17 protein-coding genes and 1 pseudogene are annotated in these 18,544 nt (G+C 33.0%); 15 read left to right on the top strand and 3 right to left on the bottom strand.

Annotated features, from left to right (window positions below; translation table 11 throughout):
* The first annotated feature begins 54 nt into the window (after positions 1-54).
* From KA824_RS05525 to KA824_RS13000, 14 genes and pseudogenes are all read left to right on the top strand, one after another.
* Positions 55-795 (top strand): sirohydrochlorin chelatase, encoded by a 741-nt coding sequence (locus KA824_RS05525; protein ID WP_107386395.1) that lies wholly within the window; start codon positions 55-57, stop codon positions 793-795.
* The gene (locus tag KA824_RS05520; protein WP_181187369.1) at positions 776-1,240 is read left to right on the top strand and encodes a precorrin-2 dehydrogenase/sirohydrochlorin ferrochelatase family protein; all 465 of its coding nucleotides are present in this window, start codon (positions 776-778) and stop codon (positions 1,238-1,240) included. Before KA824_RS05525 ends, KA824_RS05520 begins: the two co-directional genes overlap by 20 nt.
* Entirely contained in the window at positions 1,233-3,638 is a 2,406-nt protein-coding gene (gene nirB, locus KA824_RS05515) for a nitrite reductase large subunit NirB (RefSeq protein WP_181187370.1), read from the top strand. Before KA824_RS05520 ends, nirB begins: the two co-directional genes overlap by 8 nt.
* Before the next feature lie 3 nt (positions 3,639-3,641).
* The gene (gene nirD / locus KA824_RS05510) at positions 3,642-3,956 is read left to right on the top strand and encodes a nitrite reductase small subunit NirD (RefSeq protein WP_107384351.1); all 315 of its coding nucleotides are present in this window, start codon (positions 3,642-3,644) and stop codon (positions 3,954-3,956) included.
* Positions 3,947-4,888 (top strand): uroporphyrinogen-III C-methyltransferase, encoded by a 942-nt coding sequence (gene cobA / locus KA824_RS05505; RefSeq protein WP_107384350.1) that lies wholly within the window; start codon positions 3,947-3,949, stop codon positions 4,886-4,888. The genes nirD and cobA overlap by 10 nt, the downstream gene beginning before the upstream one ends.
* Before the next feature lie 397 nt (positions 4,889-5,285).
* A complete protein-coding gene (locus KA824_RS05500) occupies positions 5,286-8,969 on the top strand; it encodes a nitrate reductase subunit alpha (RefSeq protein WP_107385704.1) in 3,684 nt (1,227 codons plus the stop codon).
* Positions 8,959-10,527 carry a nitrate reductase subunit beta gene (narH, locus tag KA824_RS05495; RefSeq protein WP_107384348.1) on the top strand — a complete coding sequence of 523 codons (1,569 nt, stop codon included), beginning with the start codon at positions 8,959-8,961 and terminating at the stop codon, positions 10,525-10,527. The genes KA824_RS05500 and narH overlap by 11 nt, the downstream gene beginning before the upstream one ends.
* Positions 10,520-11,095 (top strand): nitrate reductase molybdenum cofactor assembly chaperone, encoded by a 576-nt coding sequence (gene narJ / locus KA824_RS05490; RefSeq protein ID WP_107384347.1) that lies wholly within the window; start codon positions 10,520-10,522, stop codon positions 11,093-11,095. The genes narH and narJ overlap by 8 nt, the downstream gene beginning before the upstream one ends.
* Positions 11,088-11,765 (top strand): respiratory nitrate reductase subunit gamma, encoded by a 678-nt coding sequence (narI, locus tag KA824_RS05485; RefSeq protein WP_107384346.1) that lies wholly within the window; start codon positions 11,088-11,090, stop codon positions 11,763-11,765. Before narJ ends, narI begins: the two co-directional genes overlap by 8 nt.
* 14 nt (positions 11,766-11,779) lie before the next feature.
* Positions 11,780-12,232, top strand: a complete 453-nt coding sequence (nreA, locus tag KA824_RS05480; protein WP_107384345.1) for a nitrate respiration regulation accessory nitrate sensor NreA — start codon at positions 11,780-11,782, stop codon at positions 12,230-12,232.
* Positions 12,233-12,235: 3 nt separating this feature from the next.
* Positions 12,236-13,276 (top strand): sensor histidine kinase, encoded by a 1,041-nt coding sequence (locus tag KA824_RS05475; protein ID WP_181187372.1) that lies wholly within the window; start codon positions 12,236-12,238, stop codon positions 13,274-13,276.
* A gap of 20 nt (positions 13,277-13,296) precedes the next feature.
* Positions 13,297-13,950 carry a nitrate respiration regulation response regulator NreC gene (gene nreC, locus KA824_RS05470; protein ID WP_107384344.1) on the top strand — a complete coding sequence of 218 codons (654 nt, stop codon included), beginning with the start codon at positions 13,297-13,299 and terminating at the stop codon, positions 13,948-13,950.
* A 726-nt stretch (positions 13,951-14,676) separates the two neighbouring features.
* Complete coding sequence (locus KA824_RS05465) at positions 14,677-15,828, top strand: nitrate/nitrite transporter (RefSeq protein ID WP_107384343.1); 1,152 nt, start codon at positions 14,677-14,679, stop codon at positions 15,826-15,828.
* A 200-nt stretch (positions 15,829-16,028) separates the two neighbouring features.
* Positions 16,029-16,169, top strand: a pseudogene (locus KA824_RS13000) (IS5/IS1182 family transposase); the annotation flags it as partial.
* 115 nt (positions 16,170-16,284) lie between these two features.
* On the opposite strand, the gene KA824_RS05460 reads toward KA824_RS13000, so the two are convergent.
* The 3 genes from KA824_RS05460 to KA824_RS05450 form a co-directional block, all read right to left on the bottom strand.
* Positions 16,285-16,719 carry an Hsp20/alpha crystallin family protein gene (locus KA824_RS05460; RefSeq protein WP_107385345.1) on the bottom strand — a complete coding sequence of 145 codons (435 nt, stop codon included), beginning with the start codon at positions 16,717-16,719 and terminating at the stop codon, positions 16,285-16,287.
* A 40-nt stretch (positions 16,720-16,759) separates the two neighbouring features.
* Positions 16,760-17,131 (bottom strand): Hsp20 family protein, encoded by a 372-nt coding sequence (locus tag KA824_RS05455; RefSeq protein ID WP_107385346.1) that lies wholly within the window; start codon positions 17,129-17,131, stop codon positions 16,760-16,762.
* A 238-nt stretch (positions 17,132-17,369) separates the two neighbouring features.
* Positions 17,370-17,810: a MarR family winged helix-turn-helix transcriptional regulator gene (locus KA824_RS05450; protein WP_107385347.1), complete on the bottom strand. Its 441-nt coding sequence runs from the start codon at positions 17,808-17,810 to the stop codon at positions 17,370-17,372.
* Positions 17,811-18,089: 279 nt separating this feature from the next.
* Here KA824_RS05450 and KA824_RS05445 point away from each other — a divergent pair, with 279 nt between their 5' ends.
* Positions 18,090-18,446 (top strand): DUF3139 domain-containing protein, encoded by a 357-nt coding sequence (locus tag KA824_RS05445; protein WP_107385348.1) that lies wholly within the window; start codon positions 18,090-18,092, stop codon positions 18,444-18,446.
* Positions 18,447-18,544 lie beyond the last annotated feature (98 nt).

Here is an 18,544-nt window from a genome sequence, read left to right as displayed (position 1 = left end):
CACAAAAACTAATGGAAATATATTACAATGCAAGGGTAAAGGGAGGGCGTCATTATGGGAGAAAATGTTCTCGTTGTACATGGTATGAGACGAGGTGTTCAGAATAAAGCTTTGAAATATTTTATATCTCAACTTTTTAAAAATAGTAATATCAACTATCAAATCGCATTTTTAGAAAGTGATACGAACGATTTCTATAACGTGATTTCGACTTTAGTAAAGCAAGGTAAATTTGAATTTAATATTGTACCGTTATTATTATTTTCAGCAAAACATTATTTAAAAGATATCCCAGAAATCTTACAGCATATTAAAGAAATGTTTCCACATATGAGATACCGTATTACACCACCACTAAGTACGCATCCTCATTTAATTAACATTATTGACGAAAAAATTAATGCGGCAATGTTCAATAGACCATCAATAAATAAAGTGATTTTTATTGCACATGGTAGTGAAAACTATGAACAACCTATTGTTCAACTTAAGCAACTAATTCAGCAATGTAATATTGTAAATAAATCAATTGATATGTTGACGCTATATGGTGAATATAATTATCAAAAAATATTGCCTAAGATATTAGAAGAAACACAGAACATATTGATTGTTCCTATCTTTTTATATGATGGTTATTTAGTTAATAAAATGAAAAGTAAAATTTCAAAAATGCGTATGGCGAATCATATTGAATATACTGAATCATTAAATTTTCATCCAATATTAGAAATGATAATCAAGGATCAAATTACACAATTGGAGGTGTATCGCAATGTATCCAGTCCAACTTAATTTAGCGAATAAACATCTTGTAATTATAGGTGGAGGTAAGGTTGCCTATCGAAAATTCCAACAGTTAAAGACTGAATCAATAGCTTCATTAACTATCGTAAGTCAGACATTTTTGCCAGAGTTTTTTCAAGCCAAACAATCAAATTTGAAATTAATAACAAAATGTTATGAACGAAATGATATTGAAAAGGCAGATATTATTATTATTGCTACGAATGACCCACATGTTAATAACCAAATAAAAAAGGATTCACGACCAACACAGCTTGTTAATCACACAGGAGATAAAACACAATCAGATTTTTATAATATGCCTGAAATTCAATATAAAAATATAAATATTTTATTCAGGTCAGATGGCAATGATTATAACAAAGTTAAAAAAATATCTCATGCAGTGGAAAATTTTTTGATAGAGGTATATAAGGAGGATTATCATGTCTAAAAAAAGGTTAGTTATGATTGGAAATGGAATGGCAGGTCTACGAACGATAGAAGAAATATTAGAAAGAGATACTGAACGTTATGAATTTACGATTATCGGTAAGGAACCTTATCCTAATTACAATAGAATTATGCTTTCGAATATTTTACAGAAAAAAATGACTGTTGATGAAACGATTATGAATAGTTATGAATGGTATGAGTCATATGGTATTAAGCTTATTGTAAATGATCCTGTCGTATCAGTGAATCGTGAGAACAATGAAATTGTAACAGAAAAAGGAAAGCATCTTAACTATGATATTTGTATTTTTGCAACAGGTTCAAGTGCATTTGTGTTACCAATACCGGGAGCTCAATTTAATAGTGTAATAGGTTGGAGAACAATAGAAGATACTGAACGCATGATTGAGATTGCACAGACTAAAAAACATGCCATCGTTATAGGTGGTGGATTATTAGGTTTAGAATGTGCACGTGGACTGATGGATCAAGGTATGGACGTAACTGTAATTCACCTTGCAAAATGGTTGATGGAAATGCAGTTAGATAAAAAAGCTGGTGAATTGCTTAAAGCAGATTTAGAAAAACAAGGTATGCACTTTAGGATGCAAGCACGTACTGAAGAAATCTTAGGTGAACAAGATGTAACAGGCATCAAATTGTCAGACGGTTCGATTTTAAAAGCAGACTTAGTGGTTATGGCTGTAGGTATTCGTCCATACACGCAAGTGGCACAAGCATCTGGACTTGAAGTCAATAAGGGGATCGTTGTAAATGATTTTATGCAGACAAGTGATAAGCATGTTTATGCAGTAGGAGAATGTGCTGAACATAAAGGGAAAACTTATGGGTTAGTAGCACCATTGTATGAACAAGGCAAAGTACTTGCAGATTATTTAACTGATAATCCTACTGAAGGATACCAAGGTTCTACTACATTTACGTCATTAAAAGTTTCGGGATGCGATTTATATAGTGCTGGTCTGATACATGAGAGTGATGAAGTAAAAGGTGTCGCAATCTTTGATAGCATGCATAAACATTATAAAAAAGTATTTCTTAAAGAAGGTCATATCGTTGGTGCGGTGTTATATGGGGATATAGAAGAAGGTTCTAGATTTTTTAATATGATGAAGAAAAAAGAAACCATACAAGACTACACGATCGCATCATTGCTGCACAAAGGTGGAGAATCAAGTGGTTTTGATGTCGCAGAAATGGCTGATGACGAAACTATTTGTGGCTGTAATGGTGTAAATAAAGGCACTATTGTTGAAGCGATAAAGCAAAATGGTTTAACGCGTATTGACGAAGTGACACAACTAACAAAAGCTGGTAATTCTTGTGGGAAATGTAAGGGACAAATAGGGCAAATCCTTGAACATACACTGGGTGATGATTTTATTGCAGCTAAACCTACAGGCATATGTGCATGTACAGATTTAACACGAGATCAAATTGTAACTCAAATTAGAGCGAAATCACTTAAAACTTCTAAAGAAGTTCGTCATGTTCTAAACTTTAAGGATAAAAATGGTTGTCCTAAATGTCGTCCTGCCATTAATTATTATCTTAATATGATTTATCCGTTCGAACATATTGATGAAATTGAATCAAGATTTGCGAATGAACGTTATCATGCTAATATCCAAAATGATGGCACCTTCTCTGTCATTCCTCAAATGAGAGGTGGCGTAACTGATGCAGAGCAACTTATAAAACTAGGTGAAGTAGCTAAAAAATATAACGTACCCCTAGTCAAAGTGACTGGTTCACAACGTATTGGATTTTATGGCATTGAGAAAGAATTATTGCCACAAATCTGGTCAGAATTGGGTATGCGTTCAGCATCAGCATATGGTAAAAAGACTCGATCCGTGAAGAGTTGTGTTGGTAAAGCTTTTTGTAGATTTGGAACACAAAATACGACAAGATTAGGAATCCGTTTAGAAGAAACATTTGAATATATTGATACACCACACAAGTTTAAGATGGGAGTTTCAGGATGTCCTAGAAGCTGTGTCGAATCAGGTGTTAAAGATTTTGGTGTTATTGGAGTAGAAAATGGATATCAAATTTATATTGGTGGTAACGGCGGTACAGAAGTTACAATTGGACAATATTTAACAACTGTAGAAACTGAAGCGGAAGTATTAAAACTTTGTGGCGCATTGATGCAATATTATAGAGAAACAGGTAACTATGCAGAACGTACTGCACCATGGTTAAATCGATTAGGATTTGAACATGTGAGTAGTATTTTGTTTGATAAAGCAAAACAAGATGTACTTTATGCACGAATTTTAGAAGCTAAATGCGCAGTGGAAAAAGAGCCATGGTCTGAGATTGTAAATAGTAAAAAAGAACAAAAAATATTTGAAGTGGAGAAGGTGTAAAATATGAGCGCTAAAAATAGGATTAAAGTAACGTCAATAGACACACTTACACCATTAGTCGGTAAAAAAATTAAATTACACAATAAAGAAATTGGTATTTTTTTAACGGAAGAAGGTAGTATTCATGCCATTCAAAATCGATGTCCTCACAAAGATGGTCCACTTTCAGAAGGGACAATGAGTGGTGATTATGTTTTTTGTCCATTACATGATCAAAAAATAGACTTGAATAGTGGTTTAGTACAAGCGCCAGATGAAGGTTGCGTTGAGGTGTTCAGAACAGAGGTACAGGATGGGGATGTGTATGTATGGGTTTGAATAAGGTTGGAAAAGTATACCTTATCGGTGCGGGTCCCGGCAATCCGGAATTATTAACGAGAAAAGCTGAACGTTTAATTCGAAAAGCAGATGTTATATTATATGATCGCCTTGTGAATCCATTTATCATTCAGATGGTTAGTCCAGGTGTAGAAATAATTGATGTTGGAAAAAAACCTTACCATAAACATATTCAACAAGAGGAAATCAATAAATTGCTTGTTGATGCAGCTTATTCACATCACTGCGTTGTACGGTTGAAGGGCGGAGATCCAGCTATTTTTGGAAGAACACATGAAGAAGTCTCAGCGCTAAATAAACAGAACATTGAGTGCGAAATCGTACCAGGTATTACTTCTGCTAGTGCAGCTGTTGCAAGCATGAAACAAGGGCTTACCGCTCGTCAGATTGCTACACATGTTACTTATACGACAGGACATTTTTGTAAAATGCATACTGATAAAGTAGAATTGGACAAATTATTATCAGGAGGCACATTAGCCATTTATATGGGTATTAGAAATTTAAAAACGATTATGCATGAAATATATCAACAAACCAAGAAAGATTATCCAGTTGTAGTGATATATAATGTATCTACTTATAAAGAGAAATTAATCCAAGGTACAGTAACAACGATTGACCAATTGATTGAAACACAAAGTTGTTCGTTTATGCCAGGTGTCGTTTTGGTAGGAGATTTAATGGCTGAATTACCTTGTGTTACTAGTTTAAGTCAGTCTCAAACTAAAAGCTATTTGATTACTGGTGAACATCAATCAGCTTTAGAAAAGGCATTATCGCTCTATAGTGAAGGTCATTTTTGTTTGATTGATGTTATAGATACATCTATTTATCATAAAACACAGATTGAATTTATGAACGATATTAAAGAACAATATTTATTTGATGAACATATTAAATTAATGTAATAATTTAATTTGCTGTACTAGAAAGTTTTTTCTTAATATGATTCAGAATCATTGATATCTTGACTATATAATGAGACTCGAACCATAATTTTAAGCAGCACGCCAATACCTTTAAAATTTTAATATTTTTATAAATAAAGGAACTAATCCGTTAAATATTTTTAATGGATTAGTTCTTTTTTGTATTAACAAAAATCTACCATAAACTGTGGCATATTACATATTTAAAATGAATTTTAGAAATAATTAGGGCTTTTTGATATTCAATTAGGTAAATCCCTAATATATAGAAAGGTTTAATAAACGTACAATTTAAGTAAGAAATGAAAAGTAATTACGACAAAGATGTTCATAGAATATATTTCTTATTTGTAATGATGTTGAGAGGATGTATAAAATGAAGAAATTTGGTATGAAATTTTTTAAACCAACTGAAAAATTCAATGGTAATTGGTCAGTGCTTGAAAGTAAAAGTAGAGAATGGGAAAAGATGTATCGCGAACGTTGGAGTCATGACAAAGTAGTGAGAACAACACATGGTGTTAACTGTACAGGGTCTTGTTCATGGAAAGTGTTTGTTAAAAATGGAGTGATTACTTGGGAAAATCAACAAATTGATTATCCAAGTTGTGGCCCAGATATGCCTGAATTTGAGCCGAGAGGTTGTCCGCGTGGTGCGTCATTTTCTTGGTATGAATACAGTCCCTTGAGAATTCGATATCCATATATTCGTGGTAAGTTATGGGAACTATGGATAGATGCATTAGAAAAGCATGATGACAATACTGTTGCAGCATGGGCATCTATAGTAGAAGACGAAGAAAAAGCTAAGATATACAAACAGGCTCGAGGAAAGGGTGGGCTTGTAAGAACGAACTGGAAAGATGTTTCCAAACTAATTTCGGCTCAAATTATATATACGATTAAAAAATTTGGTCCTGATAGAATAGCAGGATTCACACCAATTCCTGCTATGTCTATGCTGAGTTATGCTTCTGGTGCCCGTTTCATTAGCTTATTGGGAGGAGAAATGCTCAGTTTCTATGATTGGTACGCAGATTTACCACCAGCATCTCCGCAGATTTGGGGAGAACAAACAGACGTACCAGAATCAAGTGATTGGTATAATGCTTCATACATTATGATGTGGGGATCTAACGTGCCATTAACTAGAACACCAGATGCTCATTTTATGACAGAAGTACGTTATAAAGGTACGAAAGTCATTTCTGTTGCGCCTGATTATGCAGAAAATGTAAAGTTTGCAGATCATTGGTTGGCACCACATCCTGGGACAGATGCAGCAGTTGCGCAAGCAATGACACATGTGATTTTGCAAGAATATTATGTGAATCAGCCTAACGCTTATTTTATCAACTATTCTAAACAATATACAGATATGCCATTCATTATTATGTTAGATGAGGATGCTAATGGTTTGAAAGCAGGTCGCTTTTTAAGAGCAGAAGATTTAGGGGTAGATACACCAAATGGTGACTGGAAACCTGTTATTTTCGATAAAATACAACAACATTTAACCGTCCCTAATGGGACAATGGGTCAACGCTGGGAAGAAGGTAAACAATGGAATCTTAAACTAGAAGATGAACAAGGATTTAAAGTTGATCCAGCGCTAAGCCTTGCAGAAGATGAATATGAAATCAAACAAATTCAATTTCCTTATTTCAATAATGAAGGGAATGGCGTTTTTGAAAGACCTATTGCTGCTAAGAAAATTGAATTAGCTAACGGTGAACAAAAATATGTTGCGACTGTGTATGATTTGATGACGAGTCAATATGGTATACGACGTTTTGAACATAAATTAGAAGCACAAGGATACAACGATGCGTCCTCGTATTATACACCTGCTTGGCAAGAAAAAGTGACAAGTGTGAATGCCAATGTGGTGGTACAAGTTGCCAGAGAATTTGCACAGAATGCTATCGATACACAAGGTAAATCAATGATTATTATGGGTGCAGGCATAAATCATTGGTTTAACTCAGATACGATATATCGCGCTATTTTGAATCTTGTATTACTCTGCGGATGCCAAGGTGTTAATGGTGGCGGTTGGGCGCACTACGTAGGTCAAGAGAAATGTAGACCAATTGAAGGATGGAATACCATAGCTTTTGCTAAAGATTGGCAAGGACCACCACGCTTACAAAATGGTACAAGCTGGTTTTATTTTGCTACGGATCAATGGAAATATGAAGAATCAAACGTAGATAGTATTAAGTCACCTTTAGCAGAAAATATCAAGCATCAACATCCTGCAGATTATAACGTATTAGCAGCCAAATTAGGTTGGCTACCATCTTATCCACAATTTGATAAAAATAGTTTGTTATTTGGAGAAGAAGCAAAAGATGATGGCGCATTTAATAACGATGAAATTTTAAAACGAGCAATAGCATCTGTAAAATCAAGAGAAACTAAATTTGCAATTGAAGACCCAGACGCTAAGGAAAATCATCCAAAAACTTTGTTTTTATGGCGCTCTAATTTAATTTCAAGCTCAGCAAAAGGGCAAGAATATTTTATGAAACATTTACTAGGTGCTAAATCTGGTTTGATGGCCGAAGCAAATGAAGATACAAAACCAGAAGAAATCAAATGGAGAGATGATACAGAAGGCAAACTAGATTTACTCGTATCATTGGATTTCAGAATGACTTCTACTCCGTTATATTCGGATATTATCTTGCCTGCAGCAACTTGGTATGAAAAACACGATTTATCTTCGACAGATATGCATCCTTTTGTACATCCGTTTAATCCAGCCATTGATCCTTTATGGGAGTCTCGTTCAGATTGGGATATCTTTAAAACATTAAGTAAAACCTTATCCGAAACTGCTAAAACACACTTAAACGGCCTCTATAAAGATATTGTAACTACACCGCTAGCACATGATACTTCACAAGAAATCTCTAATGTGAATGGTCAAGTGAAAGATTGGACTAAAAATGAAATAGAGGCAATTCCCGGAAAGACTATGCCAGGATTTGCTGTGGTTGATAGGGATTATACAAAAATCTACGACAAGTTTGTTACGGTAGGACCTTTATTAGAAAAAGCTGAGATAGGTGCACATGGTGTGAGCTATACTGTGGCAGAGCAATATGAAGAACTTAAAAGCATGGTAGGTACGTGGCATGATGAAGATGAACATTCAATTAGAAATGAGCTTCCTAGAATAGATACCGCAAGACGTGCTGCAGATGTCGTATTAAATCTATCTTCAGCTACAAATGGTAAATTATCACAAAAATCTTATGCAGATTTGGAACGACAAACAGGAATGAAACTTAAAGATATTTCTAGTGAACGTGCATCTGAAAAAATAACATTTTTAAATATTACCGCACAACCGAGGGAAGTTATTCCAACAGCTGTTTTTCCTGGTTCTAATAAAAATGGTCAAAGGTATTCTCCGTTTACTACGAATATAGAACGTTTAGTGCCTTTTAGAACACTAACTGGGAGACAAAGTTATTATATTGATCATGAAATTTTTCAGCAATTTGGTGAAAATCTACCCGTTTATAAGCCGACTTTACCGCCGATGGTTTTTGGTTCACGTGATAAGAAAGTGCAGTTAGACGAAAGTACGCTTGTCTTACGGTACTTAACGCCACACGGTAAATGGAATATTCACTCTACTTATCAAGATAATCAACATATGTTGACATTATTCAGAGGTGGTCCGACGGTATGGATTTCATCTGAGGATGCAGCAGCACATGATATTCAAGATAATGAATGGCTAGAAGTTTATAATCGTAATGGTGTAGTTACAGCTAGAGCTGTAGTATCACATCGTATGCCTAGGGGAACGATGTTTATGTATCATGCTCAGGATAAGCACATTGAGACACCTGGGTCTCAACTGACAGACACACGTGGTGGTTCTCATAATGCACCTACACGCATTCATTTGAAACCAACACAACTTGTTGGAGGTTATGGTCAGATCAGTTATCACTTTAATTATTATGGACCAATAGGAAATCAAAGAGATGTTTATGTCGCAGTGAGAAAACTGAAGGAGGTTGACTGGCTTGAAGATTAAAGCACAAGTTGCAATGGTATTGAATTTAGATAAATGTATAGGATGTCATACGTGCAGTGTGACTTGTAAAAGTACCTGGACAAACCGTCCAGGTGCAGAATATATGTGGTTTAATAATGTTGAAACAAAACCAGGCATTGGTTATCCAAAAAGATGGGAGGACCAAGAACATTACAAAGGTGGCTGGTTTTTAAACAAAAAAGGTAAATTAGAACTAAAGTCTGGTAGTAAATGGTCAAAAATTGCTCTTGGTAAAATTTTCTATAATCCAGATATGCCTGTAATTAAAGATTATTATGAACCATGGACATATAATTATGAACACTTAACTCAGGCTAAAGCAGGAAATCATTTACCAGTAGCAAAAGCACATTCCATTATTTCTGGTGATAAATTAGATTTAAAGTGGGGGCCAAATTGGGAAGATGATTTGGCAGGTGGTCATGTTACAGGGCCTGAAGACCCAAATATTCAACGTATTGAAGAGGACATTAAGTTTAAATTCGATCAAACTTTTATGATGTATTTACCAAGATTATGTGAGCATTGTTTGAATCCAAGCTGTGTTGCCTCATGTCCCTCAGGAGCGATGTATAAACGCGACGAAGATGGCATTGTGTTAGTTGACCAAGAAGCGTGTAGAGGTTGGAGGTACTGCATGACAGGTTGTCCATACAAAAAAGTATACTTTAATTGGAAGACAAATAAAGCAGAGAAATGTACTTTTTGTTTCCCAAGAATTGAAGCGGGATTACCGACAGTATGTTCTGAAACATGTACTGGACGTATGAGATATTTGGGTGTTCTGTTATATGACGCGGATAGAGTTGAAGAAGCTGCTACAGCCGAAAACGAACAAGATTTATATGAAAAACAGTTAGATTTATTTTTAAATCCATATGATGAAAGTGTCATTGAACAAGCACAAAAAGATGGTGTATCTATGGAATGGATAGAAGCAGCTCAAAATTCACCTATATATAAATTAGCCATTGAATATAAACTTGCATTTCCGTTACATCCAGAATATCGTACAATGCCTATGGTATGGTATTGCCCACCTTTGAGTCCAATCATGAGTTATTTCGAAGGTAAAACCGCTATAGATGCTAATAGAAATCCAGATATGATATTCCCTGCAATAGAAGAAATGCGTTTGCCAATACAGTATTTAGCTAGCTTATTTACTGCTGGAAAGACAGAACCGGTCAAAGCAGCATTGCAAAAAATGGCTATGATGCGAAGCTATATGAGGGCTCAAGTGACAAATAAACCTTTTGATGAAGATAAATTAGCGAGATTGAGTCTGACTGAACGTCAAACAAAAGATATGTATCGTTTATTAGCAATTGCAAAACATGAAGACAGATTTGTAATTCCAACTTCGCATAAGGAAGCGTATATGGATACGTATCGTGCACAAGGTAGTCAAGGCTACGGTGGAGAGTATTTTGGTGCAAATTGTGAAGGATGTGGGGTTCCAGTAGGAACGACTTCTGAAAAGTCAGGGCAAGCAATATACAATGATAATTTCTATGGAGGGATATTCCGTGATTAACATAGAACAGTTTAAATCATTTCAAGAAACACTGGGATATTTTGCGCAACAATTGGAATTTCCAAAAAAGATGACTTTGCATTCTAATATTTTTGAAAGCATCATTCATAATCAACACCCAGCTTATAAGGATCTTATGACATATCGTCAGCAGGTACATGAGTATACATTTTTAGAATTTCAACAATTATATTCTAATACATTTGATTTTAATAAAAATGCCCCCTTGTATATGACTTATAACAAATTTGATACACAAAAAGAACGAGGACAATTATTAGCGAAATTGAAAGTTTTATATGAAATGTTTGGACTTAAAATGGCAGACAATGAACTATCTGATTTTTTACCATTGATGCTAGAGTTTTTATATGTTGCACAATGGCAAAATGATCCAAGAGCAAAAGGAAACATTGAATTTGTCATCATGATTATTGAAGACGGTACTTATGCTATGGCAAATCATTTAGCAGAACGAAATAGTCCTTATTATTATTTAATTAAAGCGTTAAGAGAGACATTAAAAGTATGTATTGAGCCAACAAATGAGGTGAAAGCGAATGTTTAACCAATTTTTATGGGTCATATTCCCTTATTTATGTGTTGCAATATTTTTCCTAGGACATATTGCAAGATTTAAATTCGATAAATTTTCATGGACTGCAAAATCAAGTGAATTCATAGAGAAAAAAAGATTACAATGGGGAAGTTTAATGTTTCACCTGGGAATTATTCCAGTAGCAATGGGACATTTTGTTGGTTTAGTCATACCTGCTTCTTGGTTACGAACGTTAGGTGTTAATGACCACTTATATCACATTGGTGCAGTGTATATTGGTAGCATATTTGGTATAATAACATTGATAGGTATGCTGTTGTTAACCACACGACGCATTACACAGAAAAACATTAGAAAACTAAGCTCAGCCTCAGATATTATTGTGAATTTTTTATTGTTAATCATTGTTTGCATGGGTTGTTATGCGACTTTAGTGACCAATGCAGTTACACCAGATTTTGATTATCGGACATCAATATCTATTTGGTTTAGAGATTTATTTGTCTTTTCACCTGACGCAACATTAATGGCTAATGTACCTATAACATTTAAAATTCACGTGTTGTTAGGCTTTACCATTATGGCATTGTGGCCATTTACGCGACTGGTTCACGTGTGGAGCGTACCGTTAACATATGTGAGTAGAAGTTATATCATTTATCGTAAACATAAGGTGTGAAAGGAGGTCATGCATTGGGTTCATTGCCTTTAAATAAAAAAATTGATTATCAAGCAGCTTTAAATTTAATACGTACAAGAGAAGGTTTTGACTTTGCAGGTTTAGCATTTTATGAGCAAGAAAATCAAGTATCACCGATTAAATGGCATTATGTTTCTGGCAATTTAAATAATAGATATAAGTTAATAGTCTTAAGAAAAGGTAAAGGACTCGCGGGCAATGTTATGAAAACGGGTAAACGCATGATCATTGAAGATGTAAATCAAATTTTATTACCCTCAGAAAAACATAAATATCCTATTGTTTTAACTGAATTACTAACTGCCATGGTGGCTATACCTTTGTGGTATAACAGACAAGTTTACGGTGTTTTGTTATTAGGTCAGAGGGATGGAAATCCATTACCTTTAGCACATGGTGACATTTCGATAGCTGATGTTTTAGGAATTTTTAAAGAAGAAGATTAGGTGATGATCGTGCAAGTAAATCAAATGGAAGATATGACTGAATTATTATTGCAGTATTTCAATAATACAAGAGAAAAAATAGTGTTTGTTGATAATAAGGGGAAAGTTATTGCTAAGAATCAAGCTGCAAAAGATATCATTTCCAATGATGAGGACTATCGAGATATGACTAATGTGATTTGTAATCGATGTGATGGATATACTAATGAGTTTGATTTACAATCTTGCAAAAATTGTTTTCTTGAAGCAGAAGAAGTTGGTAATACAAGCTTTCAAGTATTTATGAAAACTAATCGAGGTACGATTGAACCATTTACTGCAACGTATCAAACGATTGATCCGGTAAATGATATCAAAGTATTTACATTGCAAAATGTATCTCCACAAATTGAACGTCATGATAAGATGTATCAACGTAAAATGATGCAAAAAACAATTTCTGCTCAAGAAAATGAAAGAAAACGTATTTCAAGAGAGCTACATGATAGCGTTGTTCAAGAAATGCTGAATATTGATGTTGAGTTAAGGTTGTTAAAGTATCAGCAAGAAATACAAGATTTAGTTGCTGATTCGAAACACATAGAAGGACTTATGTCCAAACTCATTGATGATATACGTAACCTTTCTGTTGAATTGAGGCCTTCATCTTTGGATGATTTAGGATTAGATGCAGCATTCAAAACATATTTCAAACAAGTTGAATCTAATTACGGCATGGAGATTATTTATCATTCAAGTCTAGATGCACAACGCTTTGACAATGAAATAGAAACGGTTGTTTATCGAGTAGTACAAGAAGCATTATTTAATGCAATTAAGTATGCCAATGTGGACAAAGTTGAAATTGACTTACATTATAATCGTAATAGGTTAATAGCTGAAGTCGTTGATAGAGGCATAGGATTTATTAAAACTGATCAGCCACAAGGTACTGGATTAGGTATTTATGGTATGTATGAACGCGCAGAATTAGTAAATGCTGAAGTAAATGTCGATAGTCAAATTGGAAGAGGTACGATAGTGACTTTAGAAGTTCCAATTTAAGGGAGTAAGGAGAATAAATTTTGAGAATAGTTATTGCAGATGATCATGCTGTTGTCAGAACAGGATTTTCTATGATTCTAAATTACCAAGATGATATGGAAGTTGTCGGTACAGCTGCTGATGGCTTAGAAGCTTATCAAAAAGTAATGGAACATAAACCTGATGTATTAATTATGGATTTGAGTATGCCTCCAGGAGAGTCAGGACTGATTGCTACTAGTAAAATAGCAGAAAGTTTTCCTGAAACAAAGATCTTAATATTAACAATGTACGATGACGAAGAGTACTTATTTCATGTATTAAAAAATGGCGCAAAAGGTTATATCTTGAAAAACGCGCCAGATGAACAACTCATTTTAGCAATAAGAACTGTATATCAGGGTGAAACATATGTAGATATGAAATTAACGACTTCTTTAGTGAATGAATTTATTAGTAATAGTTCCAAAGACGAAACGGCTACATCAGACCCTTTTAAAATTTTATCTAAAAGAGAAATAGAAATATTGCCTTTAATTGCAAAAGGTTATGGTAATAAAGAGATAGCAGAAAAATTATTTGTATCTGTAAAAACAGTAGAAGCACATAAAACACATATTATGCAAAAATTAGACTTAAAATCAAAACCGGAATTAGTAGAATATGCGATGAAGAAAAAACTTGTGGACTTTTAATCGAGTTACTTCTGACAACAAATAATATGGTAATGTCATAATTTATTAATAAGTCTATGCAAATTTTTACGATATAATGTATTGTTAAACAACAGATAACTGAGGATAAGATATAAATTTCATGCTCAAGATAAAGGACTAATCCATTTGCATATGGATTAGTCCTTTTTATATTAAAATGTAGTGAATTTGAGCGTGTATACTTGTTTGGGATATGATTTACATTGTCTGAGCTTGTAGCCCATCTATCATATTATTCCCAAGGCATCCACACGTTATTAAATCGTTGCAAATCATGTGTTCAGTATAAAAGAAAAATTGATATAGAACAGTATTTTAATGATGAAGTAAAAGTTACTTTGCTCCTCATTTGCATGCCATCTTAGGCATGAATCAAGATGATTGAAAACTCATTTCCGCTTTAAGCTCCTCACATAGTTTCTTCTTTTACACAAATTAAAATTTAAATTGAATTTATTATTGAAAAAAGAATAGGGGAAATTTTAGAGAACTTAAGGGATAATCCTTATGTTTATTATTTCACAAAGATTTTACAATAGCCATATAGCCAGTATTCTACAAATATTAATATTCCAAAAAATTCGTATATTACACCGGTTTTACCTTTCATAATTTAGTCCTTAATACTTCATAATAAATAATATTATTGTAGGCGCTTGTAGAATACTAGGCTTAATTATAAAAAATTAAATGTAGGTGAATGTAATGAACAAAGCTAGTGGTGGATTTCAATTAACTTTACAATCTTTAAGTTTAGTTGTGGGTTTTATGGCGTGGAGCATTATTGCACCGCTAATCCCTTTTATATCTCAAGATATTAATATAACAGGAAATCAGCTTTCAATTATATTAGCCATACCTGTAATATTAGGTTCTGTTTTAAGAGTGCCTTTTGGCTATTTAACGAACATAATAGGCGCTAAATGGGTGTTTTTCTGTAGTTTTATCATTTTATTATTTCCAATTTATTTTTTGAGTCAGGCTCAAGGGACAGGGATGCTCATGGCATCAGGATTCTTTTTAGGCGTTGGAGGTGCGGTGTTTTCTGTTGGTGTAACATCAATCCCTAAATATTTTCCTAAAGAACGCGTTGGTTTAGCAAATGGTATTTATGGCATGGGTAATATCGGAACTGCAATTTCTTCTTTTTTAGCGCCCCCAATCGCATCAATTATTGGATGGCAAACGACGGTCAGAAGTTATTTAGTAGTGATTGCTTTATTTGCTATTTTTATGTTCTTTTTTGGTGATCCGAAAGAGAAAAAAGTAAAAGTGCCTTTAGTTGAACAATCTAAGCGTTTATTTAAAGATTTGAAATTATATTATTTATCACTTTGGTATTTCATTACTTTTGGTGCATTTGTAGCATTTGGTTTGTTTTTGCCGAATTATTTAGTGCAACAATTTGGTATTAGTGAAGTAGATGCAGGTATACGTTCAGGTGTATTCATTGCACTTGCAACATTTTTGAGACCTTTAGGTGGTATATTAGGCGATAAATTTAATGCGGTGATGTTATTAATGATAGATTTTACATTGATGATTGTTGGCGCAATTATTTTAGGATCTTCAAATCATATTTTACTATTTACGATAGGTTGTTTATTAATTAGTGTTTGCGCTGGTTTGGGGAATGGACTTATTTTTAAACTTGTGCCTTTCTATTTCAGTAAAGAGGCAGGGACTGCAAATGGTATTGTTTCTATGATGGGCGGATTGGGTGGATTCTTTCCACCGATTGTTATTTCATATGTCACAATGCTATCAGGTAGCAGTCACTTAGCATTTTTATTATTAGCGTTATTTGGAATCATAGCATTAGTAACAATGGGGCAAATGTTAAAAAAAGTAAGTTAAAACTATAAATTTCACAAAAAAATGAAGTGTTACTTCAGACTGTCGACAAAATCTCCGACTTTGTTGGCAGCTTTTTATACACGCTTTCCGCGGGCACTGCCTTAGCCTGTAGTCTTCGGCTAGTGCTATTCCCGCAGGAGTCGGCATAAATCACTGCCAATATTATAATATATGTAAATTAAGCAGTGGTCGTGATTATTCTGATGAATAAATCAATTGATAAAAGAGATCAATATGAAATGATTTCTATCTCTGAATTAGTCCTTAATAATCATTGATTACGTAAAGTCGATGCGATATTAGATTTAAATTTTGTATATGAACTTGTCGAAGACAAATATTTGAAAAAACTATATAAATAAAAAATAGATAAACCCTTCGCAAATTAATGCGAAAGGTTTATCTACTTTCTGAAGCAACATTTCAAAAATGAAGTGTTGTTTTTCAAATTGATTGTTAATCAATTTGAATGTTAGAAGAGGAAGACTCTTTTTTCTCTTTTTTAGGCAAAGTGACATTTAACATGCCATTTTCATAAGATGCTTTAATGCCGTTTTCATCGACATTATCAAATTGATATTGACGTTTTACATCACTAAAGCTACGTTCTTGATGGATAATGCGTCCATTTTCATCTTCTTTATTATTTTCAAATGACTGTTTACCTTCTATTGTTAAAATATTATCTTCAAACTGTAGATTAATATTTTCTTTTTCCATACCTGGTAACTCTGCTTCCACAATGTAAGCATCTTCTAATTCTTTAACATCTGTTTTAATACTATTAGCACCTGGAAATTGATCAAAAAATTGACGTCCGAAATCTTTAAATAAATTACTAGGATTTACATCGAAAAATGAATTATCGAATGGTTTCATATTGAATGCCATAAAGCATCTCTCCTTATATTATGATTTGTTTTGTTACGATTTAATCAATATTAATTTGTTTTTTTGTATGATGAATAGGTAAAGTAACATTTAATATACCATGGTTCAGCGTAGCTTTAATATTTGGTTCATCTACGTTTTTAAATATAAATTGTCTATTTTGGTTGTTAGAATTGCGCTCTTTAATCAAGTAATTATCTTGGTTTTGAGTTATTGTAGAAGTATTTTTAACACTGATCGTCAATGTCTTTTCATCAAATTGAATATCTATATTGTCTTTACTGTAACCTGGTAGTTCAGCAATGACTTGATATGCATCACTTGATTCATATACATCTACTTTAAAATCATGATGCTCAGTTAATAAATTTTCTAGTATATCTGTAGAAAGATTTTGTGTATTTTGCATCATTTTTCACCTCTCCTTTAACCTTATATTTATATTATAATATATTAGTCAAAGAAAGTCAAAGTCAAACTATAGTATTTAACACTTTATGTGTACAGTTCTACCAAAAGCTGATGATAAAAGGGTGATTATTACTTTTATCATCATTACTTTAAATAAAATAAAAAAATAGAGGCAAGTTTAAGTTTAAATTAGCATAAATAAATTACACACTTTAAACGTAGCTTTACCTCTTAATATATTAAATTTCTTTAGTGAAATGTTTATTTACAAAATTTTGTAGTGTTTCTTTTAAGTGAATGGCTTCATCGATATCCATATCAAATTCACTAAAAACTTTTTTGGACACATGGGATAATGAATCCTGAACTTTTGCACCTTGTTCTGTAAGCGCAATTTGTAAATTACGTTCATCATCAATTTCACGTGTTCTACTAACATAACCTTTTTTTTCTAATTTTTTAAGTAAAGGTGTTAGTGTCCCGGAATCAAGATAAACACGTTGTCCAAGTGTTTTAATGTTTATCTTTTCATTTTTTTTAATGGCGAGCATAACTATATAACCAGTGTATGTTAGGTCATGCTCTTTTAAATATGAAGTATATTTTTTTATAATTTCTTTTGAAGAAACGTAAAATAGAAAGCACAGTTGTTCTTCTAAGTAACTTACTTTGTCCTCCATTTAATCACCCCTTTTGAAATTTAACCTTATTATGAACAAAGTACATTGTCAAGGAACTGTTGTGTCCATATTCATAATATTTTTATAATATATATCATTGTGAATAAGTGGAAATTTAAGAACATTTTGTTACAAAAGGTATTAATACTTTATAATTTATTTGTTATCGTTCATAATACTAATATTATGAATTTTAATAAGTAGTCTAGAAATTTAAGAGTATGAGGATTAACAATAGAGTATTTATTATGATTGTTTTTACTTAAAAGGAGATAAATAATGAAGACGTTTTTGAAAATACTGGGACTATTAATCATTTCGTTAATTTTGGCCGTAGCTTTTTTCTTTGGTTTAAGAACATATCAAGGTCACAAAAATTTAGAATTAGTTGATAATTACATGGATGAAAACCATTTAACTGAGAAAATTAAAACAGAGAAAACATTATATAGTGCTAAAAAAGGGTTATATTATAAAGAAATTAAGTTTAAAGATGATTCGGAACATACTTATGTTGTGCAACCAATTAGTACATATAAAGGTATATTAGTGCAAGGTTTTGATCCAGAAACTAAGAAAAATGTAAAAGATGCAAAACATAATGCTTTTAAAGAGAAATATAAACCTAAAGATTAAATAACTCATTATTTAGTGATGTTATCATTTTATAAACTAAAGCAAATCAATATCATGTTGGCTGATTCCGTATATACATATGGCATCAGCCATTTTTG

The organism is Staphylococcus sp. GDY8P198P, assembly GCF_017891615.1.
In the GTDB taxonomy this organism is placed as follows: domain Bacteria; phylum Bacillota; class Bacilli; order Staphylococcales; family Staphylococcaceae; genus Staphylococcus; species Staphylococcus cohnii.
The sequence above is the reverse complement of the archived record's forward strand: the minus strand, read 5'-3'. Positions and strand labels throughout refer to the sequence as shown.

Excerpts from the sequence above, each read along its gene's own strand:
- nirD (WP_107384351.1), top strand. The coding sequence starts at position 3,642 with ATGAGCGCTAAAAATAGGATTAAAGTAACGTCAATAGACACACTTACA.
- nirB (WP_181187370.1), top strand. The coding sequence starts at position 1,233 with ATGTCTAAAAAAAGGTTAGTTATGATTGGAAATGGAATGGCAGGTCTA.
- KA824_RS05475 (WP_181187372.1), top strand. The coding sequence starts at position 12,236 with ATGATCGTGCAAGTAAATCAAATGGAAGATATGACTGAATTATTATTG.
- cobA (WP_107384350.1), top strand. The coding sequence starts at position 3,947 with ATGGGTTTGAATAAGGTTGGAAAAGTATACCTTATCGGTGCGGGTCCC.
- KA824_RS05455 (WP_107385346.1), bottom strand. The coding sequence starts at position 17,131 with ATGATGCAAAATACACAAAATCTTTCTACAGATATACTAGAAAATTTA.
- KA824_RS05500 (WP_107385704.1), top strand. The coding sequence starts at position 5,286 with ATGAAGAAATTTGGTATGAAATTTTTTAAACCAACTGAAAAATTCAAT.
- KA824_RS05450 (WP_107385347.1), bottom strand. The coding sequence starts at position 17,810 with ATGGAGGACAAAGTAAGTTACTTAGAAGAACAACTGTGCTTTCTATTT.
- narI (WP_107384346.1), top strand. The coding sequence starts at position 11,088 with ATGTTTAACCAATTTTTATGGGTCATATTCCCTTATTTATGTGTTGCA.
- KA824_RS05525 (WP_107386395.1), top strand. The coding sequence starts at position 55 with ATGGGAGAAAATGTTCTCGTTGTACATGGTATGAGACGAGGTGTTCAG.
- KA824_RS05465 (WP_107384343.1), top strand. The coding sequence starts at position 14,677 with ATGAACAAAGCTAGTGGTGGATTTCAATTAACTTTACAATCTTTAAGT.
- KA824_RS05460 (WP_107385345.1), bottom strand. The coding sequence starts at position 16,719 with ATGGCATTCAATATGAAACCATTCGATAATTCATTTTTCGATGTAAAT.
- KA824_RS05520 (WP_181187369.1), top strand. The coding sequence starts at position 776 with ATGTATCCAGTCCAACTTAATTTAGCGAATAAACATCTTGTAATTATA.
- KA824_RS05445 (WP_107385348.1), top strand. The coding sequence starts at position 18,090 with ATGAAGACGTTTTTGAAAATACTGGGACTATTAATCATTTCGTTAATT.